Here is an 18,511-nt window from a genome sequence, read left to right as displayed (position 1 = left end):
CCGCCCTCATGGCATGGGGTCGAGCAGGGGAGCGACGACGATATCGGGCCAGTGACGGGGGTCTCTTTTCGCGAAAATCAGGCGCAGCCGCACAAGCTGGGGCAGTTTGTTGCCGTACCATGTCGTGTTCCAGTGTCCGTCTGAATAATAGCTGCAATCGAGTGCGGTGAGACCTTCGAGAAGAAGGCGGGTTCGGGGCGGTGGGGCAGGTTCGATCACGTGTCGGTGAGGTGTCCAGATCAGCACAAGCCGGTGCGCTTCATCAACAGAGAGTCGCATATCGGCGCGTGCCTCGGGGCGGTCGTCGAGGGCATGAGGCGCAGGCCCACGCAGAACCAGCCCATGCGGCCTGCCGACAAAAAGCGGCCCGTCCTGTCCCGCACCCGGATCGGCAGTGGCAATCGTCTGGCGCAGAAAGCGATCGATCGCTCCCAGATCGCCTTGCGCAGAGAGAGTTGTGCGCTGTTTCTCGAACACGCGTGTGGCGGCATCGAAACCCTGACGCAGCACCAGCATCACGATCGAGAATACGACTAGAGCGAGCAGCATTTCGAGCAGGGTGAAACCCGCTTCTTTCTGTCGGCCCCCGCTCATGGCGGCGTCTCCGGGGGGCCGAGGCGGAGCGTGGTGAGGGTAAGCGCCCGGCGCCCCGAGGCGGTCATCGGGTCGGGCCAGGATTCCGTCACGGCAACATGATAGAGCACCCTGCTGGCAGCGCTCTGCTGGGGGGTCATCACAACCCGCCAATGGAAGCCACTGCCATCATCGCCGCTCTGCACATAGGCGCCAAGGCGCATGCCATGGCCTATGGCCGCCATATGCGATTGCGCGCGCGACAGCGCTTCGTGAGTGGCATTCGCCAGATGGGTGGCGCCCACCCCGTCGAGCATGCCGCGATAGAGCACGCCGAGAGAAAGCATGACGATGATGAAGGCGATCAGCACCTCGATCAGCGTAAATCCTGCCTCGTGATCCAGTTTCTGCCTCATGTGCTGTTTCATCCGCCGCGGGCCTCCACGGCGCCGGTCAGCCAGTTGACGCCAAGGGTGATACGGCTCGGACCGCTGACAAGCGTTACGACCGGACCGGCAGCGCTGCCATCGGGGTAAAAGACAAAGCGGCTGGGGGTGACGGGCAGAAACCCGATTTTCGGCAGGCCATGCGGTACAGCACCGACGGTACCGTAGCTTTGCCGCGCCGGGTCGATGAAAAAGATCTGTGCCTTGCCGGAATAACGGGCGCGTATATGCGCTTCGCGCAGACCGGCAGCGAGTTCGCGCGCCGCGCCGCGCAGTTCGAGACGGGCGGAATGGGAAGGACCGCGTGCGACGAGCATCGCCCCGAGTGCCCCCATGATGGCGAGCACGACCAGCATTTCGAGAAGGGTGAAGCCGCTTTCGGCGCGGCCTTTACTGCGCAAGATCGTTCAGACTCAGCATGGCAAGAAGCAGCGAAGAGACGATACCGGCCACCATCAACCCCATCACGATGGTGATGGCCGGTACGAGAATGGCCACAAGGCGCTGTATGGCGATACGGGCCTGTTCCTCATGGATATCGGCGGCACGCAGCGCCATGGGGCCGAGCTGTGCCGTTTCCTCGCCAAGTTGCAGCAAATGGATCAGCCGACGCGGGAAGAGCCCGGCCCGGTCGAGCGTGCCCGAAAGTCCTGCCCCCTGCTTGGCGCTGTCTGTTGCAGCATCGACGGCCGCAATCGCCGCCCGGTTGCCCAAAGCCTCGCGCACGATATCCAGCGCGGCCAGAAGCGGCACGCCATTGACCAAAAGCGTGCCCAGAATACGTGCCAGGCGGGCCGCCAGAATTTCACGACTCAGCGCGCCGATTCCGGGCAGGCGCAAAATCAGGCGATCGACCACGCTCCTTATATCGGGCCGGGCGAGAAGAAAGCGCGCAACAAGCGCCATAATCCCGATGCCGATCAGGCCGAACACGCCATAATGGCCGATCAATGCGCCCGTTTCGGTCAGCAAGCGCGTAGAGGCAGGCAGGGCGACGCCATTCTGTGCAAAGAGCGGCGTGAATTGCGGCAGGACTTTCGTCAGCAACAGCGTGACCGAACCGATGGCGGCAAGGCTGAGAATGGCCGGATAGATCATGGCCGATTGCACGGTGCTCGCCAGAGCGCGTTCGCGTTCGAGCAGCGTGGCGAGGCGCTCCATGGTGGGCGCCAGATCGCCCGTGGCTTCGGCCGCGCGTACCATGCCGAGATAGAGCCTCGGAAAGCTTTTCGGCGCAGCGCCCATCGCCAGATGCAGGGCCCGCCCGTCGCGCAGCCGGTCTCGAACGGCGTTCAGAACCGCCTTTGGGCGGGAGCCCTGCGCGGTTTCGATCAGAAAACGCAGGGCTCGGTCGATATCCTGTCCGGCGCCCAGCATCACGGCGAGCTCGCGCGTGAGGTTGGACAGTTCGCTGCGCGTCAGGTCGCGTCGCGAGAAAGAAAATGACAAGCCGGAGAGCGTCTGGTTCAGCCCCCCGGGACGCGACGGGCCGAGCGTGACGGGGATGTGCCCAAGGCGACGCAGGGCGGCAACCGCTTCGGCCTCGTTCTGGGCGTCGAGCGATCCGCTCAGCAGCGCGCCCTGGGCATCTATGGCTTTATAGGCGTAGGTCGCCACGCGCTCAGACCGTGGCGCGGACGCTGCGCGTCACGTCTTCTATCGTGGTCTCCCCTGCCAGAGCGGCCCTCAGGCCTGCCGTGAAAAGCGGTTCCATTCCGGCAGCGATGGCGGCGCGTTCGATGGCCAGATGGTCGGCGCGCTCGAAAATCAGCTTCTCGATGGTTTCATCGGGTTCGAGCAACTCCGCAATGGCAAGGCGACCCAGATAGCCCGTCTGTCGGCAATGCGGGCAGCCCGTCGCCTGATACAGCGTAACGGATGCGCCATTCGTGAGGTCGTTCAGGCCCAGCCGGTCGATCAATGCTTCAGGCGGCGTGTAGCTTGTCTTGCAATGCGGGCAGAGCCTTCTGACCAGACGCTGTGCCAGAACACCGCGCAGTACGGCGGTCATAAGATAATCTTCCACCCCCATATCGCGCAGCCGGATTACGGCGGCGGAGGCAGAGTTCGTGTGCAGCGTGGACAGGACCAGATGACCGGTCAGCGCGGCCTGGACCGCAATCTGGGCCGTCTCGTTATCGCGTATTTCGCCCAGCATGATCACATCGGGGTCCTGACGCAGGATGGAGCGTAGCAGCGCTGCAAAGCTGAGCCCGATCTGGGGTTTGACCTGCACCTGATTGATGCCCGCAAGCTGATATTCGATCGGATCCTCGATCGTGACCAGCTTGCGGGTGACGGCGTTGAGGTCTGTCAGCCCGGTATAGAGCGTCGTGGTTTTACCCGAGCCGGTGGGGCCGGTGACCAGCACGATACCATTGGGCAGCGCCAGCAGGTCACGCAATCTGGCGACGAGATTGTCAGCAAGACCGAGCGTCGCATAGTCGAAGCGCACGCTGGAGCGGTCGAGCACGCGCAGCACGAGCGTCTCGCCGTGAAGCGAGGGTATGGTCGAGACACGAAAATCGATTTCATGGCCACGTACGGCGAGCTTGATGCGTCCATCCTGGGGCAGGCGCCGCTCGGCGATGTCGAGCCGCGCCATAATCTTGACGCGTGAGAGAATGGCCGGAATGAGCTGCGCCGAGAGCGTCTCGACCTCATGAAGAACGCCGTCATAGCGATAGCGCACGCGCAGCCTGTCTTCGAATGGCTCGATATGGATATCGGATGCGCGCGTCTCGACGGCGCGGCTGATGATCTGGTTGACGAGGCGTATGACTGGCGCCTCGGAGGCAAGATCTTTCAGCCGTTCTGCATCGTCTTCGAGCGGGGCCTCATCGGTCGTGTCGCTGGCAGGCCCGGGCGTCTCTTTGGGATAAAGCCGATCCAGTGCCGCTTCGAGTTCGAGCGGCAGGGCGACATGGGGGGCGATGGTCAGGCCGGTCGCGGCCCCGAGCGCTTCGGGGGTGAAGCTGTCGAGCGGATCGCGCATTGCAAGGCGCAGCGTAGAGCCTTCAACGGCCAACGGCACAACATGTGCGTCGCGCAGAAAACGCGGCGAAAGAGCCTCGGGCAATACGGGCTCTGACGGATAATGTACGGCAGAAACCTGTGGCAGGGCCAGTAGCTCGGCATAGCTTGCCGCCATAAGGACTTCGGAGACGAGACCGAGCTGAAGCAGGATCTGGTCCAGCCGTCCGCCATTCTGTTCGGCCGCGCGTTCTGCACGGTCTATGGCGCGGCGGTCGCAGCGTCCGGTTTCGACGAGCAGAGCAGAGAGGGCATTGAGTGCCTGTTCAGGCATAGGCGAGGCCCGAGGTTTCGATCAGCCAGCCACCCCAGAGAGCGAGAGAGAGGCCAGGGCCAAGAGGGATTCTCATGGCGCCTTTCAGCTTGCCTCGCGTGCTGATAGCGGCGGCGATGAGAGTCATGATCGCGGCAGAACAGACGATCTCAGGCAAGAGAAGAGGGCCCAGCCAACCGCCGCCAGCGGCGATCAGCTTCGCATCGCCCCCCCCAAGCCCCTCGCGATGACGCAGGGCGCGATAAAGCGTCGCCACCCCTTCGAAGGCGAGCCATGAGAGCAGGGCAGTGAGTGTGTGAACATGGAAATTCGTTCTGCCCTGAAGGGCTGCGAAGAGAAGACCGACACCGAGAAGAGGCTGGGTCAGATAATCGGGCAGGGTGTGGCTGCGCAGATCGATGGCCGCCAGCAAGAGCAGCACCCAGCCGAAAAGGCATCCCTGAGCCATGATCCGCGCCGGGTCGTCACCTACCGGGTCGAAATGCGTTGCCAGATCGGCACTTCCCGCAACGAGCAGGGCTGCGACTTCCATCAGGGGATGAAATTTGTCGATCGGCGCCTTACACCGCCGACACCTGCCTTTCTGCACGATGTAGCTGACAAGCGGTATGAGTTCGACAGCCCTCAGCGCGTTGTTGCAGAACGGACACCGGGACCGGTTGAAAAACGGCGAGCGGCCCTCTGGCAGCCGCCAGGCCAGTACGCCGAGAAACGACCCTATAAAGGGGGAAGCAATAACGAGGGCTGTTGTGGTGGGCGGAAAGGCCATCATGGCGCACCTCACGGATTGCAGATCATGGCGGCGCGATCGTTTGTGACGTTCTTCGCTCCTCCGGAGCACAGATCGTATTCATGGCCCGGTCGCTCTGAGGGGGCAGCGTAGAGATAGGGATGGTGCCACGGGTCTTTGGGCTCTGCGCCATCCTTCAGGTAAGGGCCGTTCCAGTTTTCGGCGCCTTGAGGGCGTTCGATCAGAGCGTGCAGTCCTTCCTCCGAACTGGGATAATTACCCATGTCGAGGCGATAGAGATCGAGAACCTCGCCTAGACGCTGGATGGATTGATGGGCGACCGAATTACGCGCGCCGCCAAGCTGGCGCAGGGCCGCAGGGGCGACGAGTCCGATCAGAAGGCCGAGAATGGCAATCACAACCAGCAATTCGAGCAGGGTAAAACCGCTCTCTTCCGTTCCGGGCTCGCGGCAGGTTTTTGGCGCTCGCGCCTTGCATGATTGTGTTACCGTGCTGAAAAAGCGCATCAGAATCGATCCCGATTTAAAAAGGAAGGGCCATGGCGGTCGCCTATGCCAGCTGCATGATTTTTGTGGCGTCTCTGTATCACCTGCCGCCCCGGATCCTGCCTTCTATCCTGGCGGTCGAAAACGGGCAGAGCGGCCTTGTGCATCATAATAGTAACGGAACGGACGATCTGGGGCTGATGCAGGTCAATACGCGCTGGGTGGGGCCGATTGCGCGCTTCACACACGCTGCCCCCGCTCTCGTTTACCGCAAGCTCCTGACCCAGCCCTGTTACAATATCAGCGCGGCAGGTGCGATCATGCGTCTTTACCTGAACGAAACCCATGGCGATCTGATGCGTGCGATCGGCAATTATCATTCGCATACGCTCACCCTCAATCTGGCCTATCAGCAGCGGGTGCTGGGCTCGGCACGGCGCCTTTTCCAGCCTCTGCATCCCTGAGCGCCCTTTCAGGGGCTCAGATCCGCAACATGAAGAGCGTTGATGAGGGTTGGGGCGTCAGTGGCGAAAAGGGTCATGTCGTTGCTGCTTTCACGCGGGAAGATCAGATCTGTCATGCGCAACTCTCCTCCGTTGGCGAAAACCTCGACCGAACTGCGATCGACCACGATATGAAGCGTTATCGTATCGTTCCGTGGCGCCAATTGGGCAATATGAACAAGGCTGAAATCGGGCGAAAAATCGGTTTTTCCTGAATGGCTGCGATCGAGGGTCAGAAGATGGGTGCCGAAATCATAGCTGATGCGGGTCCCCTCTTTCCTGTCTGCTGATTGACGCAGCACGACACCCGCCTTGCCTTTGCCGGTGCTGCTCAGGGTCACGGTCATATCCTGCACGCTGCTTTTTATGCCCAGATGCCAGCTCGACCCGGCGGCGAGGCGCCGCGCCGTGAAATTCCGGCCCGGATGCGCCTGCGCGAAATGCTCGTATTCGGGCGTCGGGTTCTGATGCAGGGCGATTTGGCCGTGATCGCTGTGCAGCGAAAGAGTGACGGGTAGTGTCATTTGGCCGCGCCAGGGTGCAGTAGGAAGGTGCTCTCCATAGGCCCAGTTACTCATCCAGCTGATCAGACGCGGGCTTTGATCGGGCGTGTTGGCAAAGCGTATGGCGGCATAATTATCCGCGCCGTGATCAAGCCAGTGATAGGCAGCAGGGTCGGAGCCCTCTTTTGGCAGCGTGTCAGAGGTGAAGCGTGTGCCATCGAAATGCCCCGTGAAATACTGCACGCCCGACCCGCCAGCGATGCTCCACGGATTGACGCTGACGATCATGACCCAGCGCAGATCGCGCTCATTGCCGTCGAGAGGCAGGGGGATGAGGCAGGGCATTTCCCACAACATGCCGGGTTTGCGATATCCCGAGGGCTGGAAATCGCTCAGAAAATCCCAGTGCAGAAGATCGGTCGAGCGATAGAGCTTCACGACCTGCGCGTCGGCCACCACGGTCGTCATGACCCAGAATTTTCCCGGGGCGTACCAGGTGACGGACGGGTCTCGAAATTGTCTGGAATCGGGGTGAAGCGTCAGAACCGGGTTGCCCTCATGAGGCACGAAGGAGCGGCCCTGATCGAGGCTCAGCGCGACAGACTGCGCTTGTGTGCCGTCGGGATGCGCCGGATCGCCGCTGAACACCGTGGTATAGAGCGCAAGCAGAGGCGGGGAGCCGGTCGAACCAAGGCCCGAATGATTATCACGATCATAGACGACCGAGCCTGAAAAAATGTCGTGGCCGGGCGTGGCGGACAGTGCGATGGGCTGTTCCTGCCAGTGCAGCAGATCGGAGCTGGTCGCATGACCCCAGGAGGTATGCCCCCAAACCATGCCTTCAGGATTGTACTGGTAATAAAGATGCCAGGTGCCGTTGAGAAAGAACGGACCATTTGGGTCGTTCATCCAATGGGCAGAGGGCGTATAATGCAGGGCGGGCCGCCAGAATGCTGTAACAGGTGGGGCGCCTGTGGTGGTTGCGGCCAATCCTGGAGCAAAGCCCTGGAGGGCGAGGCCTAGTGTCGTGGCAAGACCGCAGAGCAATCTGCTGGAAGAATGGGTTGGACGACGTATCGGACGGGGAAAAACGGAAGCGCGCCGCAGCATCATCACCTGCCAGATCGAGGGAAGTGTGGTCTGCGCGTTGTAACGCGCAGACCGGGCCTGAGGTTACTGGCTCGTGTTGAGGAAGGAGCGCATGCGCATGTTCGTATCCGACCCGAGCTGGCTCTTCTGGCTCAGCAGATCCTGGATGAACCCGACCACATTGATCGCGGCGCGATTGGCAGAGATGTCGCCATAACCACCAAGACCGTTATCGCCATAACGCGTATCGACCGCCGACGCATCGCCACGCAGGCGCACCTTGACCGTCGGTGACAGCGCGCCGCCACGACGCCCTTCTACCGTATCGATGAAGGATTCCACGAGCCCGTCCGGCATCACGTAATGCGAGTAGGACTGGAAGGCGCGCGGGTTCTGGTTCGGGTTGGCATCATAATCGGTGCCAGCCGCCTCGTTGAGATCGGTCGGGTTGCCGAGCATGAGGCCCGAGCCGTAATTCATGGGCTGGAAGTCGCTGCGGATGCCGTTACCGACAAAACCGTAGACGCCGTCAGGCCCATCGACACCGGCTGCATAAGTGGTGCGATGGCTGATGGTAAAGATGTAATATTTGCCGTCCTTGATATACATCTGGGGACGCTCGGTCTGGTCATTCACGCAATTGGCCGAAACCAGTGGCGGCAGGAATTTCCATTTTGACAGCGAGGAATCCTCGGCAATCGCGAGGCCGATATTGGCCTTCTGGTAATAGGCGCCGGTTGCGAGTACCTGCTGCACGGTTTCTGCGTGCGGGTCGTTGGCACGGTAGCCGAGGTCTTCTGCGGAGCAATCTGCCGTGCCACGCTGGCCAGCCGTATTGCCTTCGAACACCATGTAGTTCGTACCCGGATGCTTCGGGTCTTCGAAGGTGAACGGATCGCGGAAATTGTAATAAGGGTTCTGCGCGCCGTTCTGGTACAGAACGCCGTCAGGACGAAGCAGAGGCGTATGTTTCGTAAAGCCGGTGAACCAGACATGGTTGAAATCGGCATGGATCTGGCCAAGGCTCTGGGTGATCACAGCCTGTGAAGGCGTAATGTCCTGCCCGGCAGAGTTCCGGTTGAAGGCCATGTCGGTATAGAACAGCGAAACCTTGTTGCTCGTAGGGTCGATCAGGCGCATCGAGCCCGACCATTCGGCTGTGATGGTGTAATCTGTTCCTGCGAAAACCTGCTCCTGCGCGCCCTCCGGGATCAGATGGCCACCATAGATCCATCCGCCGTTGGTCGGACGGCGGCTCGCTGGTACGCCAGCGCGGCGGTAGAAATAGCCGATACGGGCATGGGTATGACGATCATCGAACCCATATCCGGCATTCTTGTCGGCGGTCAGGCAGAAAATGACCTCCCAGCCATTATAGCTGAACTGGTTGGCTTTCTTGTCGATCAGAGTCCAGGTGTCCCAGACCCACACATCGGGATTGGTTGCCGGGAAATCGGCCGGGACATCGGGCATGACGAGCTGCTGCGGCAGCGAATTCTTGCCAGCGGCAACCGACGTGTCGGAATGCGCCTTGATCTGCATGGCGTCTGCACGGGTCCATTTGGCCGTGAAGCTGTCCTGCGGGTCATAGGCTTTTTGCGTATGAACGGTTGGAAGCGGGAAGCCGGGCACGCCATTGAGCGAGCTGCCGGGGAAAAGACGACCACCATGAGGCATCATGCCGGGGTGCGGTGCCACGCGAAATGCCTCACGCAAGGCATCCGGGCTGATCTGCGCGTGGGCCGCCTGGCCCGCGAATGTTGCGACCGTGGAACCGGCGAGCAACAGGGTGAGCAGTGATCTCGTTCTGGATTTGTTCGTCATATCGCCCTCGAAATGTGAGATTGTCCGGCGCAGGCGTTCTGCGAAGTCGCAATGAGGGATGGGAGATTTTTTGTCGAAGACCAATGGCCCCGGCCGTTCATCGCTCGAGGACTTGATCACGGATCTGTTATGAGAGTCAATCTCACTTTAACGACAGTTTAATGGCAAAAAGCTGACCGTTTTGAGGCGATAAAAGGCGTTATTCCTGTTGTCCATTACTTTCAATATATAGACGATGCATAAATTTTCAATGTTATTTAATTTGATATGGTTTATGATATTTTTTTATAGATCATAAATAAAAAATTATAGAACCGGTGAGTTTTTCGAGTTTGGTTTTCAATATTCTATATATGTTCCGCTATATTTCGGTTTTGTCTTCTGTGAATATTTCGGTTCCGATTTATTTATCTGGAGAAATCAATTGGACATGCGAGGGTGCGTCAGCCAGCTGAGTGCGTGGGTCCCGACGGAGGGGCGGACGGTTTGTATCCGTTCGCTAGCTGGACGAGAGCAGGTTGCAACAAGTGACGAAGCATCGTGGCAGTACAAGCGACAGACGGGCTCGCGCAACGCTGCGCGCTCTCAGCGAGCTAGGGAATGCACATGAGGTTTTTTCAGGAGGAGGTCTGTCGGAGGACGCTCTGTTTCAGCAGTGCGTGCGCTCCGCAAATTGTAACGGCTGTGGCATAAAATGCATAGTAACCTAAAATATGGGTCGATGGCCGCGGTGGCGGCGAACCTGAGCCCTTCTGAAACGTGTAGGGCTCACGGCGGGGCAATCATGACTGCCGCCGGGGGAAGCCCACCATGAATATCATCGTTCTTATTATCATCGTACTCCTGCTGCTAGGCACTTTTGGTGGTTACGGTGGTTGGTATGGAACAGCCTGGACCGGTTATGGCGCCGGCGGTGGCGTAGGACTCATCGTACTGGTTCTGGTGATTTTGATCCTGATGGGTAGGCTGTAACTTCCCAGTTTTTTACCGGACCCTCTCTGTAGCCGTAGACCCTGCCTTCTCTGTTCTTCCCCGGTGTTAAGAGGGTGGAGATCTGAGTGGCTTGGGTCTGAGCCGGGTCGGGGGTAGTCCCGACCCGGTTTGCGCATGTAGTGCCAGCTCTTGATCGCCATTTCTGCCAGGCCGATGTTTGCTTTGCCCGTCTCTACCTGAACCACCCCTGCCAAACTTCGAGAGATCAGGCAGAGACTGGCGCGAGCTTCGCCAGCATGGCAGGTCTGCCTTTCCGACACTAGCGCCCCGCGCCATCTTCTGCTTTGTTCTGCGCCCCAATTCAGGACTTCGCGCGATCTTGTGTTGAACAGGATAGGCGTCGAATTTTATGAAAACAGGGATATAACAAGTTGCACGACAAGTAATGGCGATCATTGAGCGGGGCGTATTGGATGACAGGTGAGACTATGGCGACAAAGCCGTCGATCGAAGAGGTGACGGGGGAATCGCTGCGTCAGGCTCTCATCGGTACGTGGGAGCTTATCGCCTATAGCGTCGAGGAACGTGATACGGCCTGTCTCGTTCCAGCTATGGGTGAGGCCCCGCGCGGCCGCGTCATTTTCACTGCAGATGGCTGGGTGGCCTTCAATCTCGAAGGCGAGGGTAGAACGCCTGCCCGCAACGACGCCGATCGCGCTGCGCTGCTCCAGACACTCGTTTCCTATATCGGGCGCTTCCGTATCGAGGGGAATGCCTGGATTACCCAGATCGAGACCGCCTGGGTGCCTGAATGGGTTGGGTCAGAGCAGAAGCGGTTCGTCACTCTCACCGACGATATCGCCAATGTCACGACCCCCTGGCGTCATATGCCCAACTGGGCGCCCGAGAAATTGACCCGCAGCCTCATCCGTTTTCGCAGGATCGTACCGGTATAGGGGATTCGTCGATCCCGCTCGTGCGCTCATGCCCGCGAGCGGGGTGTTTTGAGCTTGATGACATACGCGATGATGGCGGCAACCGGCTTGAAAAATTCGGGCGGAATTTCGGTGTCGAGAGGAAGGGCATACAGACCGCGGGCAAGAGGCGGGCTGTTTACAATCGGCACGCGAGCGTCCTGAGCGGCTTCTCTTATTCGGGCTGCGAGTTCGTCGGCGCCTTTTGCAACAATCTTAGGGGCCGCAGCCTCCGTGCTTTCGTAATATAGCGCGACAGCATAATGCGTCGGGTTTGTCACAACCACGGTCGCTTTCTTGACGGACTGGATCATGCGCTGCCGTGCCCGGCGCATGCGGATCTGATGGCGCTTGGCTTTGATCTTAGGGTCACCGTCCTCCTGCTTGGTTTCGTCCTTGATATCCTGATGACTCATGCGAAGTTTCTGGACCCGGCTGTAGCGTGTCCAAAGTTCATCCAGGGCCGCTATGCCCGCCTGAACGAGAAGAATGATCAAGGTCGCATAGATGAACCAGGAAACAAGCTCGTAGGTCAGGCGGCGGATCGTCCATCTTTCGGCCTCGGGCGCAATGTCGAGTGTCCCTGAGGCAATACTATAGAGGACAATTCCGAAAATCAGGAATTTTGTAAGGCTTTTGAGAAGCTCTACCAGATTACGGACGCTGAAAACCCGCTTCAGGCCAGCCAGGGGAGAGAGCCGGGTAATGTCCGGGGCCAGAGCTTGCGGGCGAAAAAGAAACTGTGTCTGGAACATGCTGAAGATGATGACAGTGAACAGGCTCGCCAGAGCCATGGGTGCCATCAGGATTATGCCCTCCTTCAGGGCCTGCTGAGTGACGATGCCGATGGTTGCCATGTCGTCCACCGGGGTGGAAAAATGTTCGATCAATCCGTGCATATGGGTGACAAAGCGGGTTGCCGACGCTGTTCCCACGAGAGCAAAGACGGCAAGGAAAACGCCAAGAACCAGCAGCATCTGCGTTTCGCGCGACTGCGCGACATTGCCATCTTCCCGGGCTTTTGAGAGGCGTCGTGCTGTAGGAGCCTGTGTGCGATCTTCGCTGCTACTCTCTTCAGCCATCGCGCGGCTCTCCCGTCACGCTCAGTATCGCCGGGAGTACGCATTGACCGCGTTCTGCTTCAGCGCTGAGCATGGATGCCTGGCAATTCCGAAAGCGCTTCCTGCATACGTTCCTGCCAGACGCCCGTAATCACCTGAATGAGCAGAGCAATCAGTAGAACCCCTCCGAGCAGCTGTGCCGGCATGGCAATACCATAGACCTGTATCGCTGGCATGAGCCTGTTCAGCACCCCCAGCATTGCCGGCCATAAGGTGCCGATAAGAACGAAAGGCGCGGCATATTGAATTCCCAGCTTGAAGCTGAGTGCTGTGGCGATAACGATCGCTTTCGCCATGTCGTTGACCAAGGGCATTTGTCCGGGAGGGAACACAGTGTACGACCCGGTTAATGCGGCCAGTGGAAAAACGTAGAGGCCGGTTGTCAGGAAAAGAACCGGGATCAGAAACGATGCCATGTGGCTGATCGCCGTGCTGGAAGCGCCGAGATCGGGGTCTGGCTGCAATATGCTCGCAAGGCCGGTAAAGGTGGCGATGAACTGCATGGCGATAACGAGCGAGAGGGCGACCAGGCGAGCTATCCAGCCGATAAAGGCACCGACGAGCAGCTCCTGTGCAATGGCGGCCACCAGGAGCGGGGGGCTTGTCATGATTCGGGAAGCGATTGGCGTAAGATGCGGCTGAACCAGCGGCAGGATCAGTATCGATAATGTCAGCGCGAGCCCTGCCCGTACAGTCATGGGGGAAGTGCTCTCACCGAGCCCTGGTGCCGTCATTACAAGCGCGCTGACCCGACACAGGGTCAGGACGAAAAGAGCGGCAAGAACGGGGAGCGGTAGAGAGAGATCATTCATAGCCCATGCTCAGGCTGGTCAAGGCCGGAAGAGCGGCGACACAGATCATGATCCCCCGGCGATAACCATTTGATCGAATATTTGCATCGCGTAGCTGTGAAGCGTCGCGTAGAGAAAAGAGCTGGTCAGCATAAGCGCGGCGGTCGCTGCGACGAATTTGGGCACAAAAGACAGTGTGGCTTCGTTGACCTGGGTAACTGCCTGAAATAGCGACACCAGAATGCCGGCCGCAAGAGAAGCAAGAAGCGATGGAGCGCCCATCTTCACGGCAACGAACAGGCTCTGTTGCAGAATTTCGTGGATATCGACAGAGTGCTGCATCGCGCGAGCACGTCAGATCGACATCTTCATGATGTCTTGATAGGCCTGAACGAAGCGGTCGCGAACTGTCGTGACAGTTTGCAGCGTCAATTTGGCTTCAGCGACCGAAGTGGCGATATCCGTCATGTCACCACCGCCAGACAGGCCTGTAGCCGCCTGTGTCTCAGCTGTTTTTCCAACATGAACGGCGTTTTTAAGAGCATCTCCGAGCACGTTGCTGAAACTCGTGACTGAATCGTTCGATGGCTCGGCGGCTTCTGCCGGATTCAGGGCGCCTTGAAGGGTGCGTTGCGTCTGTCCATAGGCATTCAACGCATCGAAACTGCGTGTTGTGATGTCGCTGATCATGAGCCTGCACCGAATTTGATTGGGACTGTTATGGGCGCCAGTTGCCCTTGAGATTGTGTTGGTAACGTGATCCTCGGGCGCGAGCAACATGTTTCGGCACGCGTGGGACGATTGAAAGAAACGCGCGTCCGGGAGTTGGAAAACAAGCGTTTTATCAACTATTTCAGTTTATGGGCTCTTATCGCTCCGTTGATTCTGGATTAGGGTCAGATCGCATAATTCATAACGAAAATCGGGGAATATTCGGGTGCCAGGAACGCAGGAGATTGTTCTGAAGGCGCGGCGGGTCCGCCATGTCGCGGGTATCGCGTCGAGCCTGATGCTGGGTGCCTGGCCGATGGCTGCGGTGGCTTCAGGCGAGACGACTGTCTATCACGGGAATGGTGATAGTTTGCGTTGCCCTGCGGGGGTTGTGCGCGTGGCTGAAATACAGGCGGTGGTGCAAGGGCGAACGGGCGCACAGGGGCAGGTCATCGGATCGGCCTCTGTGGAAATTTGTGCGGATAACGAGACGAAGTATATCGATATCGTTACGCGCGGAGCCCCTGACGATACGGCGAATAACGGTCAGCAGGGACAGAAAACGGGCATCGACGGGTCAATCCAGATTCACGGCCGAACGGCACGCCTGAACACGAATATTTATATTCCGATCGGCGATGCGGATCTGGCCCAATGCGGTCGTCAGGATGACAGCCAGTCAGAAGGAAATTGTAAGCCGCATGTCCAGGTCGCGAGTTTTACGGGCACCTGGGTTTTCTCGCTTGGAAAATGGACGACGTTTCGTACCGGCGCCGACACGGCTGGAAGCCCGGTCATCGTAGCAGCGCGAATCTTGAGCGGACCTGTTGAGTAGGATTTATGGTTATTTGAGTATTGCGAGAGGCCCTTGCTCCTTTTGAGGAGCAAGGGTTTTTTACGTTTACTGGAAGAGCGAGAGGATGTTCTGCGACTGCGAGTTAGCGATCGTGAGCGATTTGATGGCGAGCGACTGCTTGGTCTGCAGCGAGGTCAGCTTGGCGCTGGCGGCAGACATGTCGGCGTCGGTCAGTGCGCCGATGCCGTTGGTAAGGTTGTCGGAGATGGTTGAGCCGTAGGTGCTCATGTTCTTGATGACGTTGCTGTTGGCGCCCAGCGTCGAGGTAACGAACGTCATTGCCTTGATGGCGGACTGGACCTGGGCAATCATCGAAGAGACATCTTTTGTGCCGGACAATGCGCCCGAAGCTTCGAAGACGTTTGCGGTCGGCGAGGCGCCTGCGGTGCCGCCGCCGGTGGTCAGTCCGAGAGCGTCGGTGAGGCTGGTGCCGGCAACGCCCGTCTGGAAGAACGAGCTGGACACGCTCGGAGCACCTGCGGAGCTCGTGCCACCCATGTAGGATGCGATGGCGGCATTGAAGCCCGTGACCGTGGTCTGATCACCCTGAAGGCCGGTGATGTATTTCAGGCTGTTGGCAGTGATGCCCAGACCGTCTGTGGTGCTGCCGGCGATCAGGTTGACGCCGTTGAAGGTCGCATTGCGTGCGATGGTGTCGATCTGCTGGAGCAGGCCTGTGATCTGCGTGCCGATCTGGTCGAGGGCGGCGGGGCTGCCCTGATTGTTGCCGAGCGTGGTGACGGCGTTCTGAACGCTGTTGAGCACGCTGATGATCTGGTTGACGGCGGTGCTGGTCGAGCTGACCGTCTGTGCGGCGAAGGACAGACCGTCATTGACGGCGGACTGGCCGGACACGTTGCCCTGCATCTGCTGTGCGATGCCGTAGGCAGCGGCGTTATCAGCTGCGCTCGAGACCTTGAGGCCGGTCGAAATGGTGTTTTCTGCACTGCTCAGGGCGGTCTGGGTTGCGTTCAGGGTCTGAACGGCGACCATCGCCGAGGCATTGGTGTTGATTGAAAGGCTCATCGAATTTCTCCTGGTGCTCGCCCAGCGATCGGGCCACGCAAACACCATAAATCCCGAAATGGATAAGAGAAGATTACCAGAATAGGTGCCTGTCTTTATGCTTCGCTTTATTTGGATAAAAACCTGCGCAGGACGAGGCTTCAAGCCGTTGTCATGGCGAAAATCCTAAGCCATAAAAATGGACTTCGAAGAGCACAAACGTGACTCGGCAGATTTTTAACCATTCATCAATGATACTGCGGCCCGGGAGCCTGTCGATGTCTCTTTTCGTGCTCTCCAGACCTGGCCCGGAACCCTTGAAAAAATTCAAGCGCAGGAATCTCCCGAGCGCTCTCGTTACGTTTGTCGACGCGTTCGAAGCAAAAGCTGTCGATCGGCTTTATATGGCCGAAAACGGACTGCTCGATGCCAACGCTCTGGCGACGGACGCCCAGATTGCGGATGTTTTTTCGCATGTCATTCAGTGGAGCCAGTGTGCGGCTTCAGGGGCGAACAGGACCATTGCAACCGACAGATCATCGATTCCGGAAAATTTTGAAGAAGAATCTGCGGCCCTCGTTGCTAGAATCTCCACGCCTTGGGATCTTATCGTTTGGGGGGTCGATTATAACGGCCTTCTGATCGTTAAAATGCCCCATCAGCTGGGTGATTGTGTCATCAAATACGACGATCATCCTTCTGCAGGTGCGTCGCGGCCGCTTGAGGCAGTAGAATTTCCAGCAACGTTGATGCCCCTTTCTGCCATGGAAGGAATTTCAGCTTACACGGTTTCACCAGCTGGCGCGAGCAAGCTTTTAGGTTCTTTGCCTATTCGAGAATACGTTTATCGTAATAAATGCGCAAGTAGAGAGGTGAAAGGTTTCGATATAGGTGTTTTGTTTTCTATGCTGATAGAAAATAAAATCATTTCATCCTATGTTTCTTTTCCGCCTCTCATTGTCGGTAAGCTGCCGGAAGACGTATTTCCGTCTGTCGGAGCGATCGGAGAGGCGTTCGATTATTCTCGGCCGGATATGAAGCTGGTTCTCGACCGGTGTTTGCGCGAGGCAGGTTGCGCGCCCATCCCGGCGGCGATCGTCGGGAGTTTTCCCAAGCTGATCCATTTTGTCGAAACGACACCAAAAAACGATGGTCTCGATGAGATCGACTACTTCTCTAATAAAAAACATCCGGGAGTCAGGCCTTTCGGCTTCAGTCATTACATGGCAGTGCGGTCCGCAGCGGCGAAGCATCCAGGCTTTCGCGTGCTTGTCTGGTGTCTGGGCGAGCGTGGCGGCCCCTACTGGGAGGCCATCAAGGAGATTGCCGAAATCGTCACGGTGCCCATGCCCCAGCGTATATTCGGCAATCCGGTGATGCATCCGGCTCATCGATCAGACATCGTTCGGATGTGCGTATTGCTGAATTACGGTGGTATCTATCTGGATCTGGACACGATCACGATCCAGAACATGGAGTCAATCTGCTCGCCTTCGCGCACCGTCATGGCGCAGGAGCTGGCCTCGACCACGCCACGTGCTGAGTCCGAAAGCCTTGGCAATGCCATTATGATTTCTCCGCCGGGAGCGGAGTTCATGGCAAAATGGTGGGATGCCTACAGGTATTTCGACTCACGCTTTTGGGCGCATTCTTCTACAAAGATGCCGTACCTGCTCAGCAAGGCTCAGCCTGATCTGGTTCACGTGCTGCGGCCAGAGGCGTTCTTTGTTCCCTCATGGGACCAGGTCGGTCTGGAGGCATTGTTCGAGAGAAAATCCGACTTCCCGGAGGCGTTCGTTTTTCATCTCTGGGAAAGTATGGCCTGGCCCATTCTCAAGGAAGTCGATGAGAGAGCGGTTTTCCGGCGTAACGACACCTATTCGACACTGTGCCGCGATTATCTGGATGTAGGGGCGCTGGCAGGTCTTGAAAAAGCACGACAGAAACGTGTTGTTTTTCATGAAAAGCGCGAAACGGAGCCAGGGCTCCCTGCTATATTCAGGGATATATATAATAATAATGAATGGGGCGGCGAAGGTAAGATATACTCAGGCGTCGGATCAGATCCGGAGCGCTGTGAGGACTATATTAACTTCATGAGCCATTACATTACCCGTATCGGTGCAAAGGTGGTGCTGGATGTCGGGTGTGGCGATTTTCGTGTGGGCTCTCAGATAGCCCAACGTTGCCCTGCTACGCAGTTTCTGGCCTTCGATGTTGTCGAGGACGTCGTGGCACGGAACAAGATGGTCTACGCCGGGCTTGATAATGTCACTTTCGACGTCCTGAATCTCGTTGAGCAAAGCCCGACCGCGCGGTGCGATCTGGTCATTGTCAAAGATGTTTTCCAGCATCTTTCCAATCGCTCGATCATGAGGGCTTTCGATAACCTGCGCGATTTCCCGGAGATCATTACCGTAAATTACATGTTGCCGGATTTTCCGATTGTGAATGACGACAAGGAAGATGGAAAGCATATTCGTGGTGGGCGTCTGGATTTCACCGCGCCGCCCTTCAATCTGCAGACCGAGGTCGTCGCCAAGCTGATTATAAAGGGGTCTCCCGGAATGACGGAGGTCGTACGATATCGACCGCTCTGAGTGACCATGCCGGCGGCCAAAAAATATCGCAGCTCGAAT

19 protein-coding genes are annotated in these 18,511 nt (G+C 58.2%); 5 read left to right on the top strand and 14 right to left on the bottom strand.

Translation table 11 applies throughout. The features are described from left to right. Positions 1-6: 6 nt before the first annotated feature. From ABHV46_RS06465 to gspG, 7 genes are read right to left on the bottom strand one after another with little or no spacing between them, the layout of a single operon-like run. Positions 7-594, bottom strand: a complete 588-nt coding sequence (locus ABHV46_RS06465; RefSeq protein WP_438383802.1) for a prepilin-type N-terminal cleavage/methylation domain-containing protein — start codon at positions 592-594, stop codon at positions 7-9. Beyond that, entirely contained in the window at positions 591-989 is a 399-nt protein-coding gene (locus ABHV46_RS06460; RefSeq protein WP_438383800.1) for a PulJ/GspJ family protein, read from the bottom strand. The genes ABHV46_RS06465 and ABHV46_RS06460 overlap by 4 nt, the downstream gene beginning before the upstream one ends. A gap of 8 nt (positions 990-997) precedes the next feature. Continuing rightward, positions 998-1,420, bottom strand: coding sequence for a pilus assembly FimT family protein (locus tag ABHV46_RS06455; protein WP_438383799.1), 423 nt, complete (start codon positions 1,418-1,420; stop codon positions 998-1,000). Continuing rightward, positions 1,410-2,636, bottom strand: a complete 1,227-nt coding sequence (locus tag ABHV46_RS06450) for a type II secretion system F family protein (protein ID WP_438383797.1) — start codon at positions 2,634-2,636, stop codon at positions 1,410-1,412. Before ABHV46_RS06450 ends, ABHV46_RS06455 begins: the two co-directional genes overlap by 11 nt. 4 nt (positions 2,637-2,640) lie before the next feature. Next, on the bottom strand, positions 2,641-4,326 hold the full coding sequence (locus ABHV46_RS06445) for a GspE/PulE family protein (RefSeq protein ID WP_438383794.1): 1,686 nt from the start codon (positions 4,324-4,326) through the stop codon (positions 2,641-2,643). Then, positions 4,319-5,098, bottom strand: coding sequence for a prepilin peptidase (locus tag ABHV46_RS06440; protein ID WP_438383792.1), 780 nt, complete (start codon positions 5,096-5,098; stop codon positions 4,319-4,321). The genes ABHV46_RS06445 and ABHV46_RS06440 overlap by 8 nt, the downstream gene beginning before the upstream one ends. 8 nt (positions 5,099-5,106) lie before the next feature. After that, the gene (gene gspG, locus ABHV46_RS06435) at positions 5,107-5,583 is read right to left on the bottom strand and encodes a type II secretion system major pseudopilin GspG (RefSeq protein ID WP_438383790.1); all 477 of its coding nucleotides are present in this window, start codon (positions 5,581-5,583) and stop codon (positions 5,107-5,109) included. Positions 5,584-5,615: 32 nt separating this feature from the next. On the opposite strand from gspG, the gene ABHV46_RS06430 reads away from it, so the two are divergent. Next, positions 5,616-6,026 carry a lytic transglycosylase domain-containing protein gene (locus ABHV46_RS06430; protein WP_438383788.1) on the top strand — a complete coding sequence of 137 codons (411 nt, stop codon included), beginning with the start codon at positions 5,616-5,618 and terminating at the stop codon, positions 6,024-6,026. Positions 6,027-6,034: 8 nt separating this feature from the next. Here ABHV46_RS06430 and ABHV46_RS06425 read toward each other — a convergent pair whose 3' ends face one another. Together ABHV46_RS06425 and ABHV46_RS06420 are read right to left on the bottom strand one after the other, a co-directional pair. Beyond that, positions 6,035-7,681: a glycoside hydrolase family 32 protein gene (locus ABHV46_RS06425; protein ID WP_438384292.1), complete on the bottom strand. Its 1,647-nt coding sequence runs from the start codon at positions 7,679-7,681 to the stop codon at positions 6,035-6,037. A 60-nt stretch (positions 7,682-7,741) separates the two neighbouring features. After that, complete coding sequence (locus ABHV46_RS06420) at positions 7,742-9,481, bottom strand: glycoside hydrolase family 68 protein (RefSeq protein ID WP_438383787.1); 1,740 nt, start codon at positions 9,479-9,481, stop codon at positions 7,742-7,744. Between the two features lie 810 nt (positions 9,482-10,291). Here ABHV46_RS06420 and ABHV46_RS06415 point away from each other — a divergent pair. Both ABHV46_RS06415 and ABHV46_RS06410 read left to right on the top strand, forming a co-directional pair. After that, the gene (locus ABHV46_RS06415) at positions 10,292-10,453 is read left to right on the top strand and encodes a DUF3309 family protein (protein WP_081775719.1); all 162 of its coding nucleotides are present in this window, start codon (positions 10,292-10,294) and stop codon (positions 10,451-10,453) included. A 434-nt stretch (positions 10,454-10,887) separates the two neighbouring features. Further along, complete coding sequence (locus ABHV46_RS06410) at positions 10,888-11,370, top strand: lipocalin-like domain-containing protein (RefSeq protein WP_438383785.1); 483 nt, start codon at positions 10,888-10,890, stop codon at positions 11,368-11,370. Positions 11,371-11,396: 26 nt separating this feature from the next. On the opposite strand, the gene ABHV46_RS06405 is transcribed toward ABHV46_RS06410, so the two are convergent. Genes ABHV46_RS06405 through ABHV46_RS06390 form a run of 4 tightly spaced genes read right to left on the bottom strand, consistent with a single transcriptional unit; the run spans position 11,397 to position 13,990 of the window. Beyond that, positions 11,397-12,470, bottom strand: coding sequence for an EscU/YscU/HrcU family type III secretion system export apparatus switch protein (locus tag ABHV46_RS06405; protein WP_438383781.1), 1,074 nt, complete (start codon positions 12,468-12,470; stop codon positions 11,397-11,399). Between the two features lie 59 nt (positions 12,471-12,529). Continuing rightward, complete coding sequence (locus tag ABHV46_RS06400; protein ID WP_438383779.1) at positions 12,530-13,321, bottom strand: flagellar biosynthetic protein FliR; 792 nt, start codon at positions 13,319-13,321, stop codon at positions 12,530-12,532. Between the two features lie 45 nt (positions 13,322-13,366). After that, on the bottom strand, positions 13,367-13,642 hold the full coding sequence (locus tag ABHV46_RS06395) for a flagellar biosynthetic protein FliQ (RefSeq protein WP_336946240.1): 276 nt from the start codon (positions 13,640-13,642) through the stop codon (positions 13,367-13,369). A gap of 12 nt (positions 13,643-13,654) precedes the next feature. Further along, positions 13,655-13,990 (bottom strand): flagellar hook-basal body complex protein FliE, encoded by a 336-nt coding sequence (locus ABHV46_RS06390; protein WP_336946239.1) that lies wholly within the window; start codon positions 13,988-13,990, stop codon positions 13,655-13,657. A gap of 247 nt (positions 13,991-14,237) precedes the next feature. Between ABHV46_RS06390 and ABHV46_RS06385 the strand changes: the two genes are divergently transcribed. Next, entirely contained in the window at positions 14,238-14,846 is a 609-nt protein-coding gene (locus tag ABHV46_RS06385; protein WP_438383776.1) for a hypothetical protein, read from the top strand. Positions 14,847-14,912: 66 nt separating this feature from the next. On the opposite strand, the gene ABHV46_RS06380 is transcribed toward ABHV46_RS06385, so the two are convergent. Beyond that, complete coding sequence (locus ABHV46_RS06380) at positions 14,913-15,893, bottom strand: flagellin (protein WP_336946237.1); 981 nt, start codon at positions 15,891-15,893, stop codon at positions 14,913-14,915. Positions 15,894-16,150: 257 nt separating this feature from the next. Here ABHV46_RS06380 and ABHV46_RS06375 point away from each other — a divergent pair, with 257 nt between their 5' ends. After that, a complete protein-coding gene (locus tag ABHV46_RS06375; protein WP_438383774.1) occupies positions 16,151-18,472 on the top strand; it encodes a glycosyltransferase in 2,322 nt (773 codons plus the stop codon). The last annotated feature ends 39 nt before the right edge of the window (positions 18,473-18,511 follow it).

Source organism: Asaia sp. BMEF1, assembly GCF_051628905.1.
GTDB lineage: Bacteria > Pseudomonadota > Alphaproteobacteria > Acetobacterales > Acetobacteraceae > Asaia.
This window is presented reverse-complemented; position numbering and strand designations above follow the sequence as displayed.